Source organism: Acidovorax cavernicola, assembly GCF_003581445.1.
In genome coordinates, this window is record NZ_QXMN01000055.1 from 1 (window position 1) to 17,646 (window position 17,646).

Below are 17,646 nucleotides of genomic sequence, written 5' to 3' on the forward strand. Positions count from 1 at the left end.
AACGTCAGCATCACCGTGAAGCTGATCAACCCGATCGCGATGGAAGAAGGCCTGCGCTTCGCCATCCGTGAAGGCGGCCGTACCGTGGGTTCGGGCGTCGTGGCAAAGATCCTCGACATCTAAGCCGAGCGAAAAGAGTACCGGAGGGGTATAGCTCAATTGGCAGAGCGTCGGTCTCCAAAACCGAAGGTTGTAGGTTCGATTCCTACTGCCCCTGCCACCTAGGTGGCACCCCGACAAGCCCATCGCGATCCGATGGGCTTCGGCGTCTCAAGAGGCGCATTGAATTGAAGGCCGCAAGGTCACAGGAAATCAGCCGACATGGCCACTTCTCAAATCGAAACCGTGAGCACGGGTGCCGACAAAGCCAAGCTGGCTGCGGCGGTGGTGCTGGCAGTGGGCGCGATCGTCGCGTTCTACCTGCTGTCGCGCCAGGGTTCGCTGGTGCAATGGGCTGCGCTGCTGGTCGGCCTGGCTGCGGCCGTGGGCGCCTTCGGCAGTTCCGAGAATGGTCGTCAGCTGTGGGCTTTTGGTCGTGACTCGTGGCGCGAGGTCAAGAAGGTCGTCTGGCCGACCCGCAAGGAATCGATGCAGATGACGGCCTATGTGTTCGCCTTCGTGGCGATCATGTCCGTCTTCCTCTGGCTCACCGACAAGACGCTCGAATGGGTGTTCTTTGACCTCATTCTGGGCTGGAGAAAATAATGACCGACGACGCAGTTGAAACCACGCCGAGCACGCCGGAAGAGGAGCAAAACACCTCTGTCCTGGCTCCCGCCGCCAACCCTGATCTGCGTTGGTACGTGGTGCATGCCTACTCGGGCATGGAAAAGGCTGTCGAGCGCAACATCACCGAGCGCATCAATCGCGCCGGCATGCAAGACAAGTTCGGCCGCATCCTGGTTCCGACCGAAGAAGTGGTCGAGATCAAGAACGGCCAGAAGCGCACCACCGAGCGCCGCTTCTTCCCGGGTTACGTGCTGGTCGAAATGATCATGGACGACGAGAGCTGGCACCTGGTGAAGCACACCAACAAGGTGACGGGTTTCGTGGGCGGTGCCAAGAACCGTCCGGCTCCGATTTCGCAGAAGGAAGTCGAGGACATCGTCAACCAGATGCAGCAGGGCACCGAGAAGCCCCGCCACAAGGTCGAATTCACTGTTGGCGAATTCGTGCGCGTCAAGGAAGGCCCGTTCACCGACTTCAATGGCACGGTGGAAGACGTCAACTACGAGAAGAGCAAGGTCAGTGTGTCGGTCATGATTTTCGGCCGCGCCACCCCTGTGGAGCTCGAATTCGGTCAGGTCGAGAAGACCTGATCCCAAGGCCTGCCTTCGGGTGGGTCTGCCAGTTTCCGGCTGCGCGTTGTCCGACTCGGCGCGCGGCCTTGATCGAAGAGTCGTTTAACCCCGGGGAGCCTCGGCGAAAGCCAAGGCGATATCACCCGCAAGGAGCAAAGCATGGCGAAAAAAATCGTCGGCTTCATCAAGCTGCAAGTGCCAGCTGGTAAGGCCAACCCGTCCCCGCCGATCGGTCCCGCACTGGGTCAGCGCGGTCTGAACATCATGGAGTTCTGCAAGGCGTTCAACGCGCAAACCCAAGGCGTCGAGCCGGGTCTGCCGCTGCCGGTGGTCATCACCGCGTTCGCTGACAAGAGCTTCACCTTCATCATCAAGACGCCCCCGGCTATCACCTTGATCAAGAAGGCCATCAAGCTGGACAAGGGCTCGGCCCGTCCGCACACCGACAAGGTCGGCAAGATCACGCGCGCACAGCTCGAAGAGATCGCCAAGACCAAGATGAAGGACCTGACTGCAGCCGACCTGGACGCAGCAGTTCGCACCATCGCCGGCTCTGCCCGTTCGATGGGCGTGAATGTGGAGGGCGTGTAAATGGCCAAGATCACCAAGAAGCAAAAGTCGCTCGAAGGCAAGGTCGACAGCAACAAGCTGTACCCGCTGGTTGACGCCATCGGCATCGTGAAGGAAGCCGCCACCGCCAAGTTCGACGAATCGATCGACGTGGCTGTGCAGCTGGGCATCGATGCAAAGAAGTCGGATCAGGTCGTGCGTGGCGCCGTCGTGCTGCCCAACGGCACCGGCAAGACCAAGCGCGTCGCCGTGTTCGCCCAAGGCGCCAAGGCTGAGGAAGCCAAGGCCGCCGGCGCCGACATCGTCGGCATGGACGACCTGGCTGCCATGGTCAAGGCTGGCGACATGCCTTTCGACGTCGTGATCGCTGCCCCCGATGCCATGCGCGTCGTCGGTACGCTCGGTCAGATCCTCGGCCCGCGCGGCATGATGCCCAACCCCAAGGTTGGCACCGTGACCCCGGACGTCGCCACGGCTGTGAAGAACGCCAAGGCAGGCCAGGTTCAGTTCCGCGTCGACAAGGCCGGCATCATCCACGGCACGATCGGCCGTCGCTCGTTCGACACCGACAAGCTGCAAGGCAACCTCGCCGCACTGATCGACGCGCTGGTCAAGGCCAAGCCCGCGACCAGCAAGGGCGTGTACCTGCGCAAGGTGGCTGTGTCGTCGACCATGGGTCTGGGTGTCCGCGTGGACACGCAAACCATCTCGGCGAGCTAAAGAGATTTGCCCGATCCCGCAAGGAGAGGGCAGATGTGGTGGGTCGCGGCAGCTCCGGTTGCTGCGGGCCATCCAAGACCGCTGGTGTGCAGGGCGCTGCACTTAATCGCCGGATCGATCCTTCCGGTATCCAGCGCAGATGGCGACCCCACTGCAAGGAATTTTTTGTTCCGAAACAGTTGGTCGCTGCATGAAGCGCGATCCGAGGCCCCGGCCGAAGGTCGCATTAAAAGGAGTAGACCTTGAGTCTGAATCGCAGTGAGAAAGAAGCGGTCATCAGTGATGTGACCAGCCTCGCCGCAAAAGCTCAAACGCTCGTGATGGCGGAATACCGTGGCATCACGGTGGCCGATATGACCAAACTGCGCAGCGAAGCGCGCAGCAACGGTGTGACCCTGAGTGTTCTGAAGAACACGCTGGCTCGCCGTGCTGTCGCTGGCAGCCCGTTTGAGATCGTCGGCGACCAGATGACCGGTCCGCTGATCTATGGCTTCTCCGAAGACGCCGTGGCTGCCGCAAAGGTGGTGGCCAATTTCGCGAAGACCAACGACAAGTTGGTGATCCGCGGTGGCGCATTCGGTGGCAAGGCCCTGGACGTCGAAGGCGTGAAGCAACTGGCCAACATCCCTTCCAAGGAAGTGCTGCTGGCGCAACTGCTGGGCTTGATGCAATCCCCGATCTCTCGTACCGCCCGCGTGCTCGCGGCGCTGGCCGAGAAGCGCGGTGGTGGCGAAGCTGCACCCGTCGCCGATGCACCGGCAGAAGCACAGGCTGCTTGAGCAGCCTGCGTTTGAAATATTCAACCCAATTGTTAGGAAACAAAAATGGCATTCGATAAAGACGCATTTCTGACCGCGCTCGACAGCATGACGGTCCTGGAACTCAACGACCTGGTGAAAGCCATCGAAGAGAAGTTCGGCGTGAGCGCCGCTGCAATGGCCGCTCCGGCCGCTGGTGGTGGCGGTGGTGCCGCTGCAGCCGCCGAAGAGCAAACCGAATTCAACGTCATGCTGATGGATGCTGGCGCGAACAAGGTGTCGGCGATCAAGGCAGTGCGCGAAATCACCGGCCTGGGCCTCAAGGAAGCCAAGGACCTGGTGGAAGCCGCTCCCAAGGCTGTCAAGGAAGGCCTGTCGAAGGCTGACGCTGAAGCCGCCAAGAAGAAGCTGGAAGATGCCGGCGCCAAGGTGGAACTGAAGTAATTCAGACCCCCTAGAGGGCTGGAGGTGCCTGAAAAGGCCCTCCAGCCTTTGCCGCTTTCAGAGCGCACCCAAAAGCCGGCTTGGTACCGGTTCTCCCGAAGGCCCGAAGGTCGACGGAAAGACAAGAGCCAAGACGATTTTTGAGTGTCTTCTGAACCCGACTGCAGAAGACCCCTTGGTTCGGGCGATGTGCAATGCATCGCTGTCCGCCAACGGCTGGTAGTGGCCAGCCGCCAAGCAGTGGTGCCGTTCGCCCGGCATTGCTGACAAGTCGCTGAAGATCTCAAGCACCGGAGCTCTCATGGCCCAATCGTCCGCGTACAGTTACACCGAACGCAAGCGCATCCGAAAAAGTTTCGGTAACCGCGACAGCGTCGTCGAAATCCCCTACCTGCTGCAGATGCAGAAAGACGCGTACACCGCGTTCCTGCAAGCCGGCATCGCCCCCAGGAACCGCACCGTCGAAGGCCTGCAGGCCGCGTTCGACGCCGCCTTCCCGATCGTCTCGCACAACGGTTTTGTCGAGATGAAGTTCCTCGAGTACAACCTGGCGAAGCCGGCGTTCGACGTGCGTGAGTGCCAGACCCGTGGTCTGACCTTCGCCTCGGCCGTGCGCGCCAAGGTGCAGCTCATCATCTATGACCGCGAGTCGTCGACGTCGCAGTCGAAGGTGGTCAAGGAAGTGAAGGAACAAGAGGTCTACATGGGCGAAGTGCCGCTCATGACCGACAAGGGTTCGTTCATCATCAACGGCACCGAGCGCGTGATCGTCTCGCAGCTGCACCGTTCGCCGGGCGTGTTCTTCGAACACGACAAGGGCAAGACGCACAGCTCGGGCAAGCTGCTGTTCTCGGCCCGCGTGATTCCTTACCGCGGTTCGTGGCTCGACTTCGAATTCGACCCGAAGGACATGCTGTACTTCCGCGTGGACCGTCGCCGCAAGATGCCGGTCACGATCCTGTTGAAGGCCATCGGCCTGAACCCGGAATCGATCCTCGCGAACTTCTTCGTGAACGACAACTTCCGCCTGATGGACAGCGGCGCGCAGATGGAGTTCGTCTCCGAGCGCCTGCGCGGCGAAGTCGCGCGCTTCGACATCACCGACAAGTCGGGCAAGGTCGTGGTCGCCAAGGACAAGCGCGTCACCGCGCGCCACACGCGTGAGCTCGAGCAGGGCGGCACCACGCACATCAGCGTGCCGGAAGACTTCCTGATCGGCCGCGTGATCGCCCGCAACATCGTCGATGCCGACTCCGGCGAAATCCTGGCCAAGGCCAACGACGAGCTGACCGAAGCGCTGCTGAAGAAGCTGCGCACGGCCGGCGTGCAGGACATCCAGGTCATCTACACGAACGAACTGGACCAGGGCGCCTACATCTCGCAAACGCTGCGCATCGACGAAACCGTCGACGAGTTCGCCGCGCGCGTGGCCATCTACCGCATGATGCGCCCCGGCGAGCCGCCGACGGAAGACGCCGTGCAAGCGCTGTTCCAGCGCCTGTTCTACAACCCGGACACGTACGACCTGTCGCGCGTCGGCCGCATGAAGTTCAACGCCAAGGTCGGCCGCGACGAGTCGACCGGCCCGATGGTGCTGACCAACGAGGACATCCTGGCTGTCGTCAAGATCCTCGTGGACCTGCGCAACGGCAACGGCGAAGTCGACGACATCGACCACCTGGGCAACCGCCGCGTGCGTTGCGTGGGCGAACTGGCCGAAAACCAGTACCGCACCGGCCTGGCACGTATCGAGAAGGCCGTGAAGGAACGTCTGGGTCAAGCGGAACAAGAGCCGCTGATGCCGCACGACCTGATCAACAGCAAGCCGATCTCGGCCGCGCTGAAGGAGTTCTTCGGTGCGTCGCAGCTGTCGCAGTTCATGGACCAGACGAACCCGCTGTCCGAAATCACCCACAAGCGCCGCGTGTCGGCCCTTGGCCCGGGTGGTCTGACGCGTGAACGTGCAGGCTTCGAAGTGCGCGACGTGCACGTGACCCACTACGGCCGCGTGTGCCCGATCGAAACGCCTGAAGGCCCGAACATCGGTCTGATCAACTCGCTGGCCCTGTACGCCCGCCTGAACGAATACGGCTTCATCGAGACGCCGTACCGCCGCGTGGTCGACAGCAAGGTCACGATGGACATCGACTACCTGTCGGCCATCGAAGAAGGCAAGTACGTCATCGCCCAGGCCAATGCGGTCCTGGACAAGGACGGCAAGCTGACCGGCGACCTGGTCTCGGCGCGTGAAGCCGGCGAATCGATCCTGGTCGGTGCCGAGCGCATCCAGTACATGGACGTGTCGCCCGCGCAGATCGTGTCGGTGGCTGCTTCGCTCGTGCCGTTCCTCGAGCACGACGACGCGAACCGCGCGTTGATGGGCGCCAACATGCAGCGTCAGGCCGTGCCTGTGCTGCGCCCCGAAAAGCCGATGGTCGGTACCGGCATCGAGCGCGTTTCCGCGGTCGACTCGGGCACCGTGGTCACGGCCACCCGTGGCGGTATCGTCGACTACGTCGACGCGACCCGCATCGTGGTGCGCGTGAACGACGCCGAAGCGGCAGCCGGTGAAGTCGGTGTGGACATCTACAACCTGATCAAGTATCAGCGTTCGAACCAGAACACCAACATCCACCAGCGTCCGATCGTCAAGCGCGGCGACAAGATCGCCAAGGGCGACGTGGTGGCCGACGGTGCCTCGACCGACCTGGGCGAACTGGCCCTGGGCCAGAACATGCTGATCGGCTTCATGCCGTGGAACGGCTACAACTTCGAAGACTCGATCCTGATCTCCGAACGCGTCGTCGCCGAAGACCGCTACACCTCGATCCACATCGAGGAACTGGTGGTGATGGCCCGTGACACGAAGCTGGGCGCCGAAGAAATCACGCGCGACATCCCGAACCTGGCCGAGCAGCAGCTCAACCGCCTCGACGAATCCGGCATCATTTATGTCGGCGCCGAAGTGCAGCCGGGCGACACGCTGGTGGGCAAGGTCACGCCGAAGGGCGAGACCACGCTGACGCCGGAAGAGAAACTGCTTCGCGCCATCTTCGGCGAAAAGGCTTCCGACGTGAAGGACACCTCGCTGCGCGTGGACCAGGGCTCGCAAGGCACCGTGATCGACGTGCAGGTGTTCACCCGTGAAGGCATCCAGCGCGACAAGCGCGCCCAGCAGATCATCGACGACGAGCTCAAGCGCTTCCGCCTCGACCTGAACGACCAGCTGCGCATCGTCGAAGCCGACGCGTTCGACCGTATCGAGAAGCTGCTGACCGGCAAGGTCGCCAACGGCGGCCCGAACAAGCTGGCCAAGGGCACCAAGCTCGACAAGGCCTACCTGTCGTCGGTCGAGAAGTTCCACTGGTTCGACATCCGCCCGGCGGAAGACGACGTGGCTTCGCAACTCGAGTCGATCAAGAACTCGCTGGAGCAGACGCGCCACAGCTTCGACCTCGCGTTCGAAGAAAAGCGCAAGAAGCTCACGCAAGGCGACGAGCTGCCCGCGGGCGTGCTCAAGATGGTCAAGGTCTACCTGGCCGTCAAGCGCCGCCTGCAACCCGGCGACAAGATGGCCGGCCGTCACGGTAACAAGGGTGTGGTGTCGAAGATCGTTCCGGTCGAAGACATGCCGCACATGGCCGACGGCACGCCGTGCGACATCTGCCTGAACCCGCTGGGCGTGCCCTCGCGGATGAACGTGGGCCAGGTGCTGGAAGTGCACCTGGGCTGGGCAGGCAAGGGCATCGGCCAGCGTATCGGTGACCTGCTGCAGCAGGAGGCCAAGGTGGCCGAGCTGCGCAAGTTCATGGACGAGCTGTACAACGGTTCGGGCCGCAAGGAAGAGATCAGCACGCTGAGCGACACCGAGCTGCTCGAAATGGCGGCCAACCTGCAAAGCGGCGCGACCTTCGCGACGCCGGTGTTCGACGGCGCCTCGGAAGAAGAAATCCGCGGCATGCTGAAGCTCGCCTACCCGGACGACATCGCCAAGCTCAAGGGCCTCACCGAGACCCGCACGCAGGCCTACCTGTACGACGGCCGCACCGGCGAACAGTTCGAGCGTCCCGTCACCGTCGGCTACATGCACTTCTTGAAGCTGCACCACCTGGTGGACGACAAGATGCACGCCCGTTCGACCGGCCCGTACTCGCTCGTCACGCAGCAACCGCTGGGCGGCAAGGCGCAGTTCGGCGGCCAGCGTTTCGGTGAAATGGAAGTGTGGGCGCTGGAAGCTTACGGCGCCGCCTACGTCCTGCAGGAAATGCTGACCGTGAAGTCCGACGACGTGCAAGGCCGTACCAAGGTGTACGAAAGCATCGTCAAGGGCGAGCACTCGATCGAAGCCGGCATGCCGGAATCGTTCAACGTGCTGGTCAAGGAAATTCGTTCGCTGGGTCTCGACATCGAGCTCGAGCGTTCCTAAGTTGAAAAGGGAAAGAGTCTTATGAAATCGCTACTCGACCTGTTCAAGCAATTCACGCCTGATGAGCATTTCGATGCCATCAAGATCGGCATGGCTTCGCCCGAGAAGATCCGTTCGTGGTCTTTCGGCGAGGTGAAGAAGCCTGAGACGATCAACTACCGCACGTTCAAGCCCGAGCGCGACGGTCTGTTCTGCGCCAAGATCTTCGGCCCCATCAAGGACTACGAGTGCCTGTGCGGCAAGTACAAGCGCCTGAAGCACCGCGGCGTGATCTGCGAGAAGTGCGGCGTTGAAGTCACGCAGACCAAGGTGCGTCGCGAGCGCATGGGTCACATCGACCTGGCCGCGCCCTGCGCCCACATCTGGTTCCTGAAGTCGCTGCCGTCGCGTCTGGGCCTCGTGCTCGACATGACGCTGCGCGACATCGAACGCGTGCTGTACTTCGAAGCCTACGTGATCACCGACCCCGGCATGACGCCGCTGAAGAAGTTCGGCATCATGTCCGAGGACGACTACGACGCCAAGCGCAAGGAATACGGTGACGAGTTCATCGCCAAGATGGGCGCCGAAGGCATCAAGGACCTGCTCGAAGGCATCGAACTCGACAGCGAGATCGAACGCCTGCGCGGCGACCTGACCGGCTCCGAAGTCAAGGTCAAGAAGAACTCCAAGCGCCTGAAGGTGCTCGAGGCCTTCCGCAAGTCGGGCATCAAGCCCGAGTGGATGGTGCTCGACGTGCTGCCCGTGCTGCCGCCGGACCTGCGTCCGCTGGTGCCGCTGGACGGCGGCCGCTTCGCGACCTCCGACCTGAACGACCTGTACCGCCGCGTCATCAACCGCAACTCGCGTCTGCGCCGCCTGCTGGAGCTGAAGGCTCCGGAAATCATCGCGCGCAACGAAAAGCGGATGCTGCAAGAGGCTGTCGACTCGCTGCTGGACAACGGCCGCCGTGGCAAGGCCATGACGGGCGCCAACAAGCGCGCGCTGAAGTCGCTGGCCGACATGATCAAGGGCAAGAGCGGTCGTTTCCGCCAGAACCTGCTGGGCAAGCGCGTCGACTACTCGGGCCGTTCGGTCATCGTGGTGGGCCCGACGCTCAAGCTGCACCAGTGCGGCCTGCCCAAGCTGATGGCGCTCGAGCTGTTCAAGCCCTTCATCTTCTCGCGCCTCGAAGCCATGGGCATCGCGACCACGATCAAGGCTGCCAAGAAGGAAGTCGAATCGGGCACGCCGGTGGTCTGGGACATCCTGGAAGAAGTGATCAAGGAACACCCGGTCATGCTGAACCGTGCGCCTACGCTGCACCGTTTGGGCATCCAAGCGTTCGAGCCGATCCTGATCGAAGGCAAGGCCATCCAGCTGCACCCGCTCGTTTGCGCGGCCTTCAACGCCGACTTCGACGGCGACCAGATGGCTGTCCACGTGCCGCTGTCGGTGGAAGCGCAGATGGAAGCCCGCACGCTGATGCTGGCCTCCAACAACGTGCTGTTCCCGGCGTCGGGCGAACCGTCGATCGTTCCTTCGCAGGACGTGGTGCTGGGTCTGTACTACACGACCCGCGACCGCATCAACGGCCGTGGCGAGGGCCTGATCTTCTCCGACATCGGTGAAGTGCAGCGCGCACTCGACGCCAACGAAGTCGAGCTCACAGCCCGCGTGGCGGTGCGTATCACGGAGTACACGAAGAACAAGGAAACCGGCGAATTCACGCCGTCGACCTCGCTCGTGGACACCACCGTGGGCCGCGCGCTGCTGTCGGAGATCCTGCCGAAGGGCCTGCCGTTCGCGAACATCAACAAGGCGCTGAAGAAGAAGGAAATCTCCAAGCTCATCAACGTCTCGTTCCGCAAGTGCGGCCTGAAGGAGACCGTGGTCTTCGCCGACAAGCTGCTGCAGAACGGCTTCCGCCTGGCCACCAAGGCCGGCATCTCGATCGCCATCGACGACATGCTGGTGCCTTCGGAGAAGCACGGCATCATCGAGCGCTCGGCCAAGGAAGTGAAGGAGATCGAACAGCAGTACGTCTCCGGTCTCGTGACCTCCGGCGAGCGCTACAACAAGGTGGTGGACATCTGGGGCAAGGCCGGCGACGAAGTGTCGAAGGTGATGATGGCCAAGCTGTCGAAGCAGAAGGTCATCGACCGCCACGGCAAGGAAGTCGAGCAGGAGTCCTTCAACTCGATCTACATGATGGCCGACTCGGGCGCCCGCGGTTCCGCGGCCCAGATTCGCCAGGTGGCCGGTATGCGGGGCCTGATGGCCAAGCCGGACGGCTCGATCATCGAGACGCCCATTACCGCGAACTTCCGCGAAGGCCTGAACGTGTTGGAGTACTTCATCTCCACCCACGGTGCTCGTAAGGGTCTGGCCGACACGGCGCTGAAGACGGCGAACTCGGGTTACCTGACCCGTCGTCTGGTCGACGTGACGCAAGACCTGGTCGTGACCGAGCAGGACTGCGGCACGCACGCCGGCTACCTGATGCGCGCCATCGTCGAAGGCGGTGAAGTGATCGAATCGCTGCGCGACCGAATCCTCGGCCGCACTGCCGCTGACGACGTGCTGCACCCCGAGAACCGCTCGGTGCTGCTGAAGGCCGGCGAGATGTTCGACGAGGACACCATCGAATGGCTCGAAGCCCAGGGCGTGGACGAGGTCAAGGTGCGCACTGCACTGACCTGCGAGACGCGCTTCGGCATCTGCTCGACCTGCTACGGCCGCGACCTGGGCCGCGGCGGCCTGATCAACATCGGCGAAGCCGTCGGTGTGATCGCCGCGCAGTCCATCGGTGAACCGGGCACGCAGCTGACGATGCGTACCTTCCACATCGGTGGTGCCGCTTCGCGCGCAGCCATCGCCTCGAGCGTGGAAGCCAAGTCGAACGGCTCGATCGGCTTCAACGCCACGATGCGCTACGTGACCAACAGCAAGGGCGAGCTGGTCGTGATTTCGCGTTCGGGCGAGATCGTCATCCATGACGAACACGGCCGTGAGCGCGAGCGTCACAAGGTGCCGTACGGCGCCACGCTGACGGTCAAGGCCGACCAGCAGATCAAGGCCGGCACGATCCTGGCCAACTGGGACCCGCTGACCCGCCCGATCATTACCGAGTTCGCCGGCAAGGCGCAGTTCGAGAACGTCGAGGAAGGCCTGACGGTCGCCAAGCAGGTGGACGAAGTGACTGGTCTGTCGACCCTGGTCGTGATTGACCCGAAGCGCCGCGGCGCTGCCAAGGTCGTGCGTCCGCAGGTCAAGCTGATCGACGCTCAGGGCCAGGAAGTGAAGATCCCCGGCACCGACCATTCGGTGACGATCGGCTTCCCGATCGGCGCCCTGGTGCAGATCCGCGACGGTCAGGACGTGGGCCCCGGCGAAGTGCTGGCGCGCATCCCGGTCGAAGGTCAGAAGACCCGAGACATCACCGGCGGTCTGCCGCGCGTGGCCGAGCTGTTCGAAGCCCGTTCGCCGAAGGACAAGGGCATGCTGGCTGAAATGACCGGCACCGTGTCGTTCGGCAAGGAAACGAAGGGCAAGATCCGCCTGCAGATCACCGATCCGGAAGGCACGGTCTGGGAAGACCTCGTGCCGAAGGAAAAGAACATCCTGGTGCACGAAGGCCAGGTGGTGAACAAGGGCGAAAGCGTGGTCGACGGTCCGGCGGATCCGCAGGACATCCTGCGCCTGCTGGGTTCGGAAGAACTCGCGCGCTACATCGTGGACGAAGTGCAGGACGTGTACCGTCTGCAGGGTGTGAAGATCAACGACAAGCACATCGAGGTGATCGTTCGCCAGATGCTGCGCCGCGTCGTGGTCGACAACATCGGCGACACGGGCTACATCTCCGGCGAACAGGTCGAACGCAGCGAAATGCTCAACACCAACGACGCCCTGCGCGCCGAAGGCAAGATCCCTGCGACGTTCACCAACCTGCTGCTGGGTATTACGAAGGCGTCGCTGTCGACCGACTCGTTCATCTCGGCCGCTTCGTTCCAGGAAACGACGCGCGTGCTGACCGAAGCCGCGATCATGGGCAAGCGCGACGAGCTGCGCGGTCTGAAGGAAAACGTCATCGTCGGCCGCCTGATTCCCGCAGGCACCGGCATGGCGTACCACCAGGCCCGCAAGGTCAAGGACGCCATGGACGAGGCCGAGCGCCGCGCCATCGCCGAGTCGGAAGCCGCCGAACTGGCCGGCTCCGGCGACAGCGATGCGGCGACCAGCACGGTGGACGCCAACGAAGGCGCCGCGACCGAATAACTGGTTAGCATCACCGGCCTGACCGGTTGCCAACGCCCTCCGACCGTTCTGGTCGGGGGGCGTTTTTCTTTGTATTTGCAGGGGTCCGACCGATGACCGAGAGGTTCTGTTTCCGATGAGCGTCCTGCCCGATTCGCTGGCCGGCTGGCTCGTTGTCGCGGTGTTGCTGTTCTGGTTCGTGGGTGCCTACAACCGGCTGGTGCGCCTGCGCGCCGCCGTGCTCCAGGCCTATGCCGTGCTCGACGTGGCACTGCGCAAGCAGCTCGATTTCGTCCAGGCGAGCATCACCGCCGCGCCCCGGCCCGAGTCGCCGCCCGAAGGCGCGCCCACCGTGGCGCCGCTGCAGGCCGCCACGACGCAGCTGGCAACCTTGCTCGGTGCGACGCGGGTGCGCCCGCTCGATCCGGGCAGCATGGCGGCGCTGGCCACCGCGCTGCAGGTGCTCATCGCCGCGTGGCGGCGCCAGTACCCGGGTGCGGTCACCGTGTTCGACGCGGATGGCACGCTGTCGCGGCCCGCGCCGCTGATGCCCGGCCTGGGCGGCGCGTCCGACCCGGCAGCGCCGATCGCCTGGCCCGAACCCTCGGCGGCGGCGGAGATCGCGCGCGGCCAATTCAATCAGGCGGTGGCGCAGTACAACACCGGCATCGCCCAGTTCCCGGCGCTGCTGGTGGCCTGGATCGTGCGACTGCGGCCCGCGGCCCCCTTGCTCTGACATGACGGCAGGCGAGGAACGCCGTCACTTCCCGTCACTCCCATTTCCACCGCGCGGCGTGCTGTCTTTCTCGCCCGTTACCATCGGCTCCAACTTGCCAGTAGATCTTTCCTCCGACCCTTCTTCGGGCAGCGCCGCCTCGACGCCGCAACAACCGCCGCTCTGGCGCCAACTGCAACTGACCGCAGGGGCGCTGGCGTCGATTCGCGCCGGCACTTCGGGCTCGGTCGCGTTCGAGGCCGTCGAGCCTGCCCTGCGCCCCGGCGTGCAGGCGCTCGGCTTCCAGGTGCTGCGCTGGCTCGGCCGCGCCGAGGCGCTGCGCCGCCATCTGGCCAAGCGCACGCCGCCGCCACTGCCCGACGCGCTGCTGTGCACCGCGCTGGCGCTGGCCTGGCACACCGACCACGCCCCCTACGAACCGTTCACGCTGGTCGACCAGGCCGTGGAAGCCGCCAAGCGCAACCCGGCGACGCGGGCGCAGGCCAGCTTCATCAACGCCTGCCTGCGCCGCTTCCTGCGCGAGCGCGACGAGCTGGTGGCCGCCACCGACTCCGAACCCGTGGCGCAGTGGAACCACCCGCGCTGGTGGATCGAGCGCCTGAAGCGCGACCACCCGCGTGACTGGCAGCGCGTGCTGTCGGCCGACAACGCCCAGGCGCCGATGACGCTGCGCGTCAACGCCCTGCAATCGACCCCGGCCGCGTACTTGCTGGAACTGGAGGCCGTGGGTCTCGGGGCCACCCGCGTCGGGGCCGACGGCCTGCAGCTCACGCGGGCCCGTCCCGTGCAGCAGTTGCCCGGTTTTGCCGACGGGGCCTGCTCGGTGCAGGACGGTGCCGCGCAACTCGCGGCGCCCTTGTTGCTCGACGGCTTGCTGCCTGCCGCGCCCGGCGCCGCACCGCTGCGCGTGCTGGACGCCTGCGCCGCCCCCGGCGGCAAGACCGCGCACCTGATCGAACGGGCCGGACCCGGCGCCATCGAGGTGACCGCGCTGGAGGTGGACCCCGTGCGCAGCCGCCGCATCGACGAGACGCTCGCCCGCCTCGGCCTGAAGGCCAAGGTGGTGGTGGCCGATGCGGGGCGCACCGCCGACTGGTGGGACGGCGCCCTGTTCGACGCCATCCTGCTGGACGCGCCGTGCACCGCTTCGGGCATCGTGCGGCGCCATCCCGACGTGCGCTGGCTGCGCCGCGAGAGCGACACCGCCCAGCTGGCGACCCAGCAGGCGATGCTCCTGGCCGCGCTCTGGCCGCTCGTGCGGCCCGGCGGCCGGCTGCTTTATTGCACCTGTTCCGTGTTCCGCGAAGAAGGCTCGCAACAAATTGATGCGTTTCTTGCGCGCAACACCGACGCCTGTTTGCTGCCGTCCCCGGGCCACTTGCTGCCTCAAAGTGGGGCGAATGCCCGTGGCGTCCCGGACAATGCCTCTGGTGACCACGACGGCTTCTTCTACGCGCTGCTTGAAAAACCCGCGCCGCACTGACGGCCGGCGGTCGATCCTGCTGGCCGGCCTGCTGCTGGTCTGGGCCCTGTGGATGGCCCTGTTCCCGGCCGCCGCCACCGCCCAGGGGCGGCCCGGCGGCGCCACCATCACCCAGATGCGGCTGGAGCAGGCCGACGACGGCGTCTACCTCAGCGCGGCCGTGCAGTTCGAGCTGCCCGTGCTCGTGGAAGACGTGCTCGACAAGGGCATCGCCATCTATTTCGTGGCCGAGGCCGAGGTCTTCCAGGAGCGCTGGTACTGGACCGACCGCAAGGTCGCGCAGGTGGCGCGCCACATGCGGCTGGCCTATCAGCCTCTCACGCGCCGCTGGCGGCTGAATGTCTCGCCCGTGCCGATCACCGGAGCCGCCAGCTTCGGCATCTCGCTGAACCAGAATTTCGACAGCCTCGGCGACGCGCTCGAGGCCATCAAGCGCATCGGGCGGCTGCGGCTGGGCGACGCCGCCGAGATCGGCGACGAGCCGCTGCACCAGGTGACCTTCCGGTTCCGGCTCGACACCTCGCAGCTGCCGCGCCCCTTCCAGATCGGCGTGGTCGGGCAGGCGGACTGGAACATCGCCGCCGAGCGCACCGCCCGACTGCCGCTGGAGAAGCAGCGGTGAGCAGCAAGCCGCGCAGCGGCGCCGCGGCCACGCCCGCCGCACGCCGCTCGCGCGCGCTGCGCTGGGCCGTGGGCGTGGGCGCTGCGATGGTCACTGCCATCGGCCTGGTGCTGATCTTCCTGCTGGCGCAGGCCACCAACAACCGGGCGCTGTACGAGCGCTACTACGTGCGCCTGTTCGGCATCAACGTGGTGGTGGCCGTGCTGCTCGTGCTGGTGATCGGCTGGGTCGCGTTCCGGCTGCTGCGGCGGCTGCGGCAGGGCAAGTTCGGCAGCCGGCTGCTGATCAAGCTGGCGGCCATCTTCGCGCTCGTGGGCGTGGTGCCGGGGGCGCTGGTCTATGTGGTGTCCTACCAGTTCGTGGCGCGTTCGATCGAGAGCTGGTTCGACGTCAAGGTCGAAGGCGCGCTCGACGCCGGCCTGAACCTGGGCCGCGCCACGCTCGATTCGCTCTCGGACGACCTCGCCGCGAAAACCCGCACCGCCAGCACCCAGCTGGCGCAGGTGCCCGACGCCAGCGCGGGGCTGATGCTGGAGCGCATCCGCGACCAGCTCGAAGCCAGCGATGTGATCCTCTGGACCGGCTCGGGCCAGCTCGTGGCCAGCGCCGGCGCGTCGCGCTTCCAGCTCAACCCCGAGCGCCCGACTCTGCAGCAGTTCCGCCAGGTGCGCCCCGAGCGCGCCGTCGCGCATGTCGAGGGGCTGGAGGAAGCCGCCTTGCCCAGCGCCACGCCGCCGAGCGCCAGCGTGCGCGCGCTGGCCATGGTGCAGCGCCCGGGCTTCGACTTCGACACCGCGCCGCGCTACCTGCAGGTGACGCGGCTGCTGCCGCCGGCCGTGGTCGCCAACGCGCTGGCCGTGCAGGAAGCCAACCGCGAGTACCAGGAGCGCGCACTCGCGCGGGAGGGGTTGCGCCGCATGTACATCGGCACGCTCACGCTGAGTCTGTTCCTTGCCGTGTTCGGCGCGGTGCTGCTGGCCGTGCTGTTCGGCAACCAGCTGGCGCGCCCGCTGCTCGTGCTGGCCGACGGCGTGCGTCAGGTGGCCGGCGGCGACCTGCGGCCCACTGCCGTGCTGCAGGGCAAGGACGAACTGGGCGGCCTCACGCGTTCGTTCGCCGTCATGACCCAGCAGCTGGCCGATGCGCGCGGCGCCGTCGAGAAAACCATGGACCAGCTGGACGCCGCCCGCGCCAACCTGCAGACCATCCTCGACAACCTGACCTCGGGCGTGATCGTGCTCGACGCCAAGGGCACCGTGCTGTCCACCAACCCCGGCGCCACCCGCGTGCTGCGCGCGCCGCTCGCCGCCTACGAAGGGCAGGCGCTCGTCAGCGTGCCGGGGCTGGCCGACTTCGGCGCCAAGGTGCAGCAGCAGTTCGACGAATTCCTGGTCGAGCGCATGCAGCACGGCCTGGACCACTGGCAGCACGCCTTCGAACTGCACGCCACGGGCAACGACCTGCCGCAGCAGGACGACGCCATCAACATCGTCGCGCGCGGCGCCGAGCTGCCGGGCGATGCGCGGCTGCTGGTGTTCGACGACATCTCCGAAATCGTCTCGGCCCAGCGTGCGCAGGCCTGGGGCGAAGTGGCGCGCCGGCTGGCGCACGAGATCAAGAACCCGCTCACGCCGATCCAGCTGTCGGCCGAGCGGCTCGAGATGAAGCTTTCGGGCAAGGTCGAGCCGCCCGAGCAGGCCATCCTGGTGAAGTCGGTCAAGACCATCGTCGACCAGGTCGATGCGATGAAGCGGCTGGTGAACGAATTCCGCGACTACGCGCGGCTGCCCGCGGCCGACCTCAAGCCGGTCGACCTCAATGCCCTGCTGGCCGATGTGCTCCAGCTGTACCACGCCGAGAACCTGCCCATCACGCTGCGCTCGGAGCTCGACGAGCGCTGCCCGCCCGTGCGCGGCGACGCGCAGCAGATCCGCCAGGTTGTGCACAACCTGCTGCAGAACGCCCAAGACGCCGCCGAGGCCGCCGCCACCGGCACGGGCAAGGTGGGCGAAGTCGTCATCCGCACCCGGCTGGGCGATTCGGGCCAGCGCGTGCGCCTCACCGTGCAGGACAGCGGGCCCGGCTTTGCCGAGAACATTCTCAAGCGCGCCTTCGAGCCCTACGTCACGACGAAAACAAAAGGTACCGGTTTGGGGCTGGCCGTCGTCAAGAAGATCGCCGACGAGCACGGCGCGCGCATCGAGCTTTCCAACCGTGTCGTCGACGGGGCTGTGGCGGGCGCGCAAGTCTCGCTATCATTCGCGCTGGCAGGCGAACCGCGGGCAGCGGTCGCTCACACCGAAGATTCGAAATCTTCGTCCGCCTGAGTACCGGCGAATCCAGCGCACGC

Annotated in this window: 13 protein-coding genes and 1 tRNA gene; all 14 read left to right on the forward strand. The window is 65.2% G+C overall.

Annotation, left to right across the window (positions count from 1 at the left end):
- A partial coding sequence (locus D3H34_RS27945) for an EF-Tu C-terminal domain-related protein (RefSeq protein WP_455342413.1) occupies nt 1-123 on the forward strand: 123 nt, incomplete at its 5' end.
- A 21-nt stretch (nt 124-144) separates the two neighbouring features.
- Nucleotides 145-220 (forward strand) — tRNA-Trp (locus D3H34_RS27950).
- 101 nt (nt 221-321) lie between these two features.
- A complete protein-coding gene (gene secE, locus D3H34_RS27955) occupies nt 322-705 on the forward strand; it encodes a preprotein translocase subunit SecE (protein ID WP_062479313.1) in 384 nt (127 codons plus the stop codon).
- A complete protein-coding gene (nusG, locus tag D3H34_RS27960) occupies nt 705-1,319 on the forward strand; it encodes a transcription termination/antitermination protein NusG (protein ID WP_205736825.1) in 615 nt (204 codons plus the stop codon). The genes secE and nusG overlap by 1 nt, the downstream gene beginning before the upstream one ends.
- 141 nt (nt 1,320-1,460) lie before the next feature.
- A complete protein-coding gene (gene rplK, locus D3H34_RS27965; protein ID WP_119557817.1) occupies nt 1,461-1,892 on the forward strand; it encodes a 50S ribosomal protein L11 in 432 nt (143 codons plus the stop codon).
- Nucleotides 1,893-2,591, forward strand: a complete 699-nt coding sequence (gene rplA / locus D3H34_RS27970) for a 50S ribosomal protein L1 (RefSeq protein WP_119557818.1) — start codon at nt 1,893-1,895, stop codon at nt 2,589-2,591. It abuts the gene before it with no gap.
- Between the two features lie 242 nt (nt 2,592-2,833).
- Complete coding sequence (gene rplJ, locus D3H34_RS27975) at nt 2,834-3,370, forward strand: 50S ribosomal protein L10 (protein ID WP_119557819.1); 537 nt, start codon at nt 2,834-2,836, stop codon at nt 3,368-3,370.
- Between the two features lie 45 nt (nt 3,371-3,415).
- Nucleotides 3,416-3,793, forward strand: coding sequence for a 50S ribosomal protein L7/L12 (gene rplL / locus D3H34_RS27980; RefSeq protein WP_119557820.1), 378 nt, complete (start codon nt 3,416-3,418; stop codon nt 3,791-3,793).
- A 301-nt stretch (nt 3,794-4,094) separates the two neighbouring features.
- The gene (gene rpoB, locus D3H34_RS27985; RefSeq protein ID WP_119557821.1) at nt 4,095-8,219 is read left to right on the forward strand and encodes a DNA-directed RNA polymerase subunit beta; all 4,125 of its coding nucleotides are present in this window, start codon (nt 4,095-4,097) and stop codon (nt 8,217-8,219) included.
- A gap of 21 nt (nt 8,220-8,240) precedes the next feature.
- Nucleotides 8,241-12,476, forward strand: coding sequence for a DNA-directed RNA polymerase subunit beta' (rpoC, locus tag D3H34_RS27990; RefSeq protein ID WP_119557822.1), 4,236 nt, complete (start codon nt 8,241-8,243; stop codon nt 12,474-12,476).
- A gap of 115 nt (nt 12,477-12,591) precedes the next feature.
- Complete coding sequence (locus D3H34_RS27995; RefSeq protein ID WP_119557823.1) at nt 12,592-13,191, forward strand: LemA family protein; 600 nt, start codon at nt 12,592-12,594, stop codon at nt 13,189-13,191.
- 94 nt (nt 13,192-13,285) lie between these two features.
- Nucleotides 13,286-14,674: a 16S rRNA (cytosine(967)-C(5))-methyltransferase RsmB gene (gene rsmB / locus D3H34_RS28000; RefSeq protein ID WP_119557841.1), complete on the forward strand. Its 1,389-nt coding sequence runs from the start codon at nt 13,286-13,288 to the stop codon at nt 14,672-14,674.
- Nucleotides 14,652-15,296: a DUF4390 domain-containing protein gene (locus tag D3H34_RS28005; protein ID WP_434057716.1), complete on the forward strand. Its 645-nt coding sequence runs from the start codon at nt 14,652-14,654 to the stop codon at nt 15,294-15,296. Before rsmB ends, D3H34_RS28005 begins: the two co-directional genes overlap by 23 nt.
- Nucleotides 15,293-17,623 carry a sensor histidine kinase gene (locus tag D3H34_RS28010; RefSeq protein ID WP_119557825.1) on the forward strand — a complete coding sequence of 777 codons (2,331 nt, stop codon included), beginning with the start codon at nt 15,293-15,295 and terminating at the stop codon, nt 17,621-17,623. The genes D3H34_RS28005 and D3H34_RS28010 overlap by 4 nt, the downstream gene beginning before the upstream one ends.
- Nucleotides 17,624-17,646: the final 23 nt, after the last annotated feature.

Excerpts from the sequence above, each read along its gene's own strand:
- rpoC (WP_119557822.1), top strand. The coding sequence starts at position 8,241 with ATGAAATCGCTACTCGACCTGTTCAAGCAATTCACGCCTGATGAGCAT.
- rpoB (WP_119557821.1), top strand. The coding sequence starts at position 4,095 with ATGGCCCAATCGTCCGCGTACAGTTACACCGAACGCAAGCGCATCCGA.
- secE (WP_062479313.1), top strand. The coding sequence starts at position 322 with ATGGCCACTTCTCAAATCGAAACCGTGAGCACGGGTGCCGACAAAGCC.
- nusG (WP_205736825.1), top strand. The coding sequence starts at position 705 with ATGACCGACGACGCAGTTGAAACCACGCCGAGCACGCCGGAAGAGGAG.
- rplA (WP_119557818.1), top strand. The coding sequence starts at position 1,893 with ATGGCCAAGATCACCAAGAAGCAAAAGTCGCTCGAAGGCAAGGTCGAC.
- D3H34_RS27995 (WP_119557823.1), top strand. The coding sequence starts at position 12,592 with ATGAGCGTCCTGCCCGATTCGCTGGCCGGCTGGCTCGTTGTCGCGGTG.
- rplK (WP_119557817.1), top strand. The coding sequence starts at position 1,461 with ATGGCGAAAAAAATCGTCGGCTTCATCAAGCTGCAAGTGCCAGCTGGT.
- rplL (WP_119557820.1), top strand. The coding sequence starts at position 3,416 with ATGGCATTCGATAAAGACGCATTTCTGACCGCGCTCGACAGCATGACG.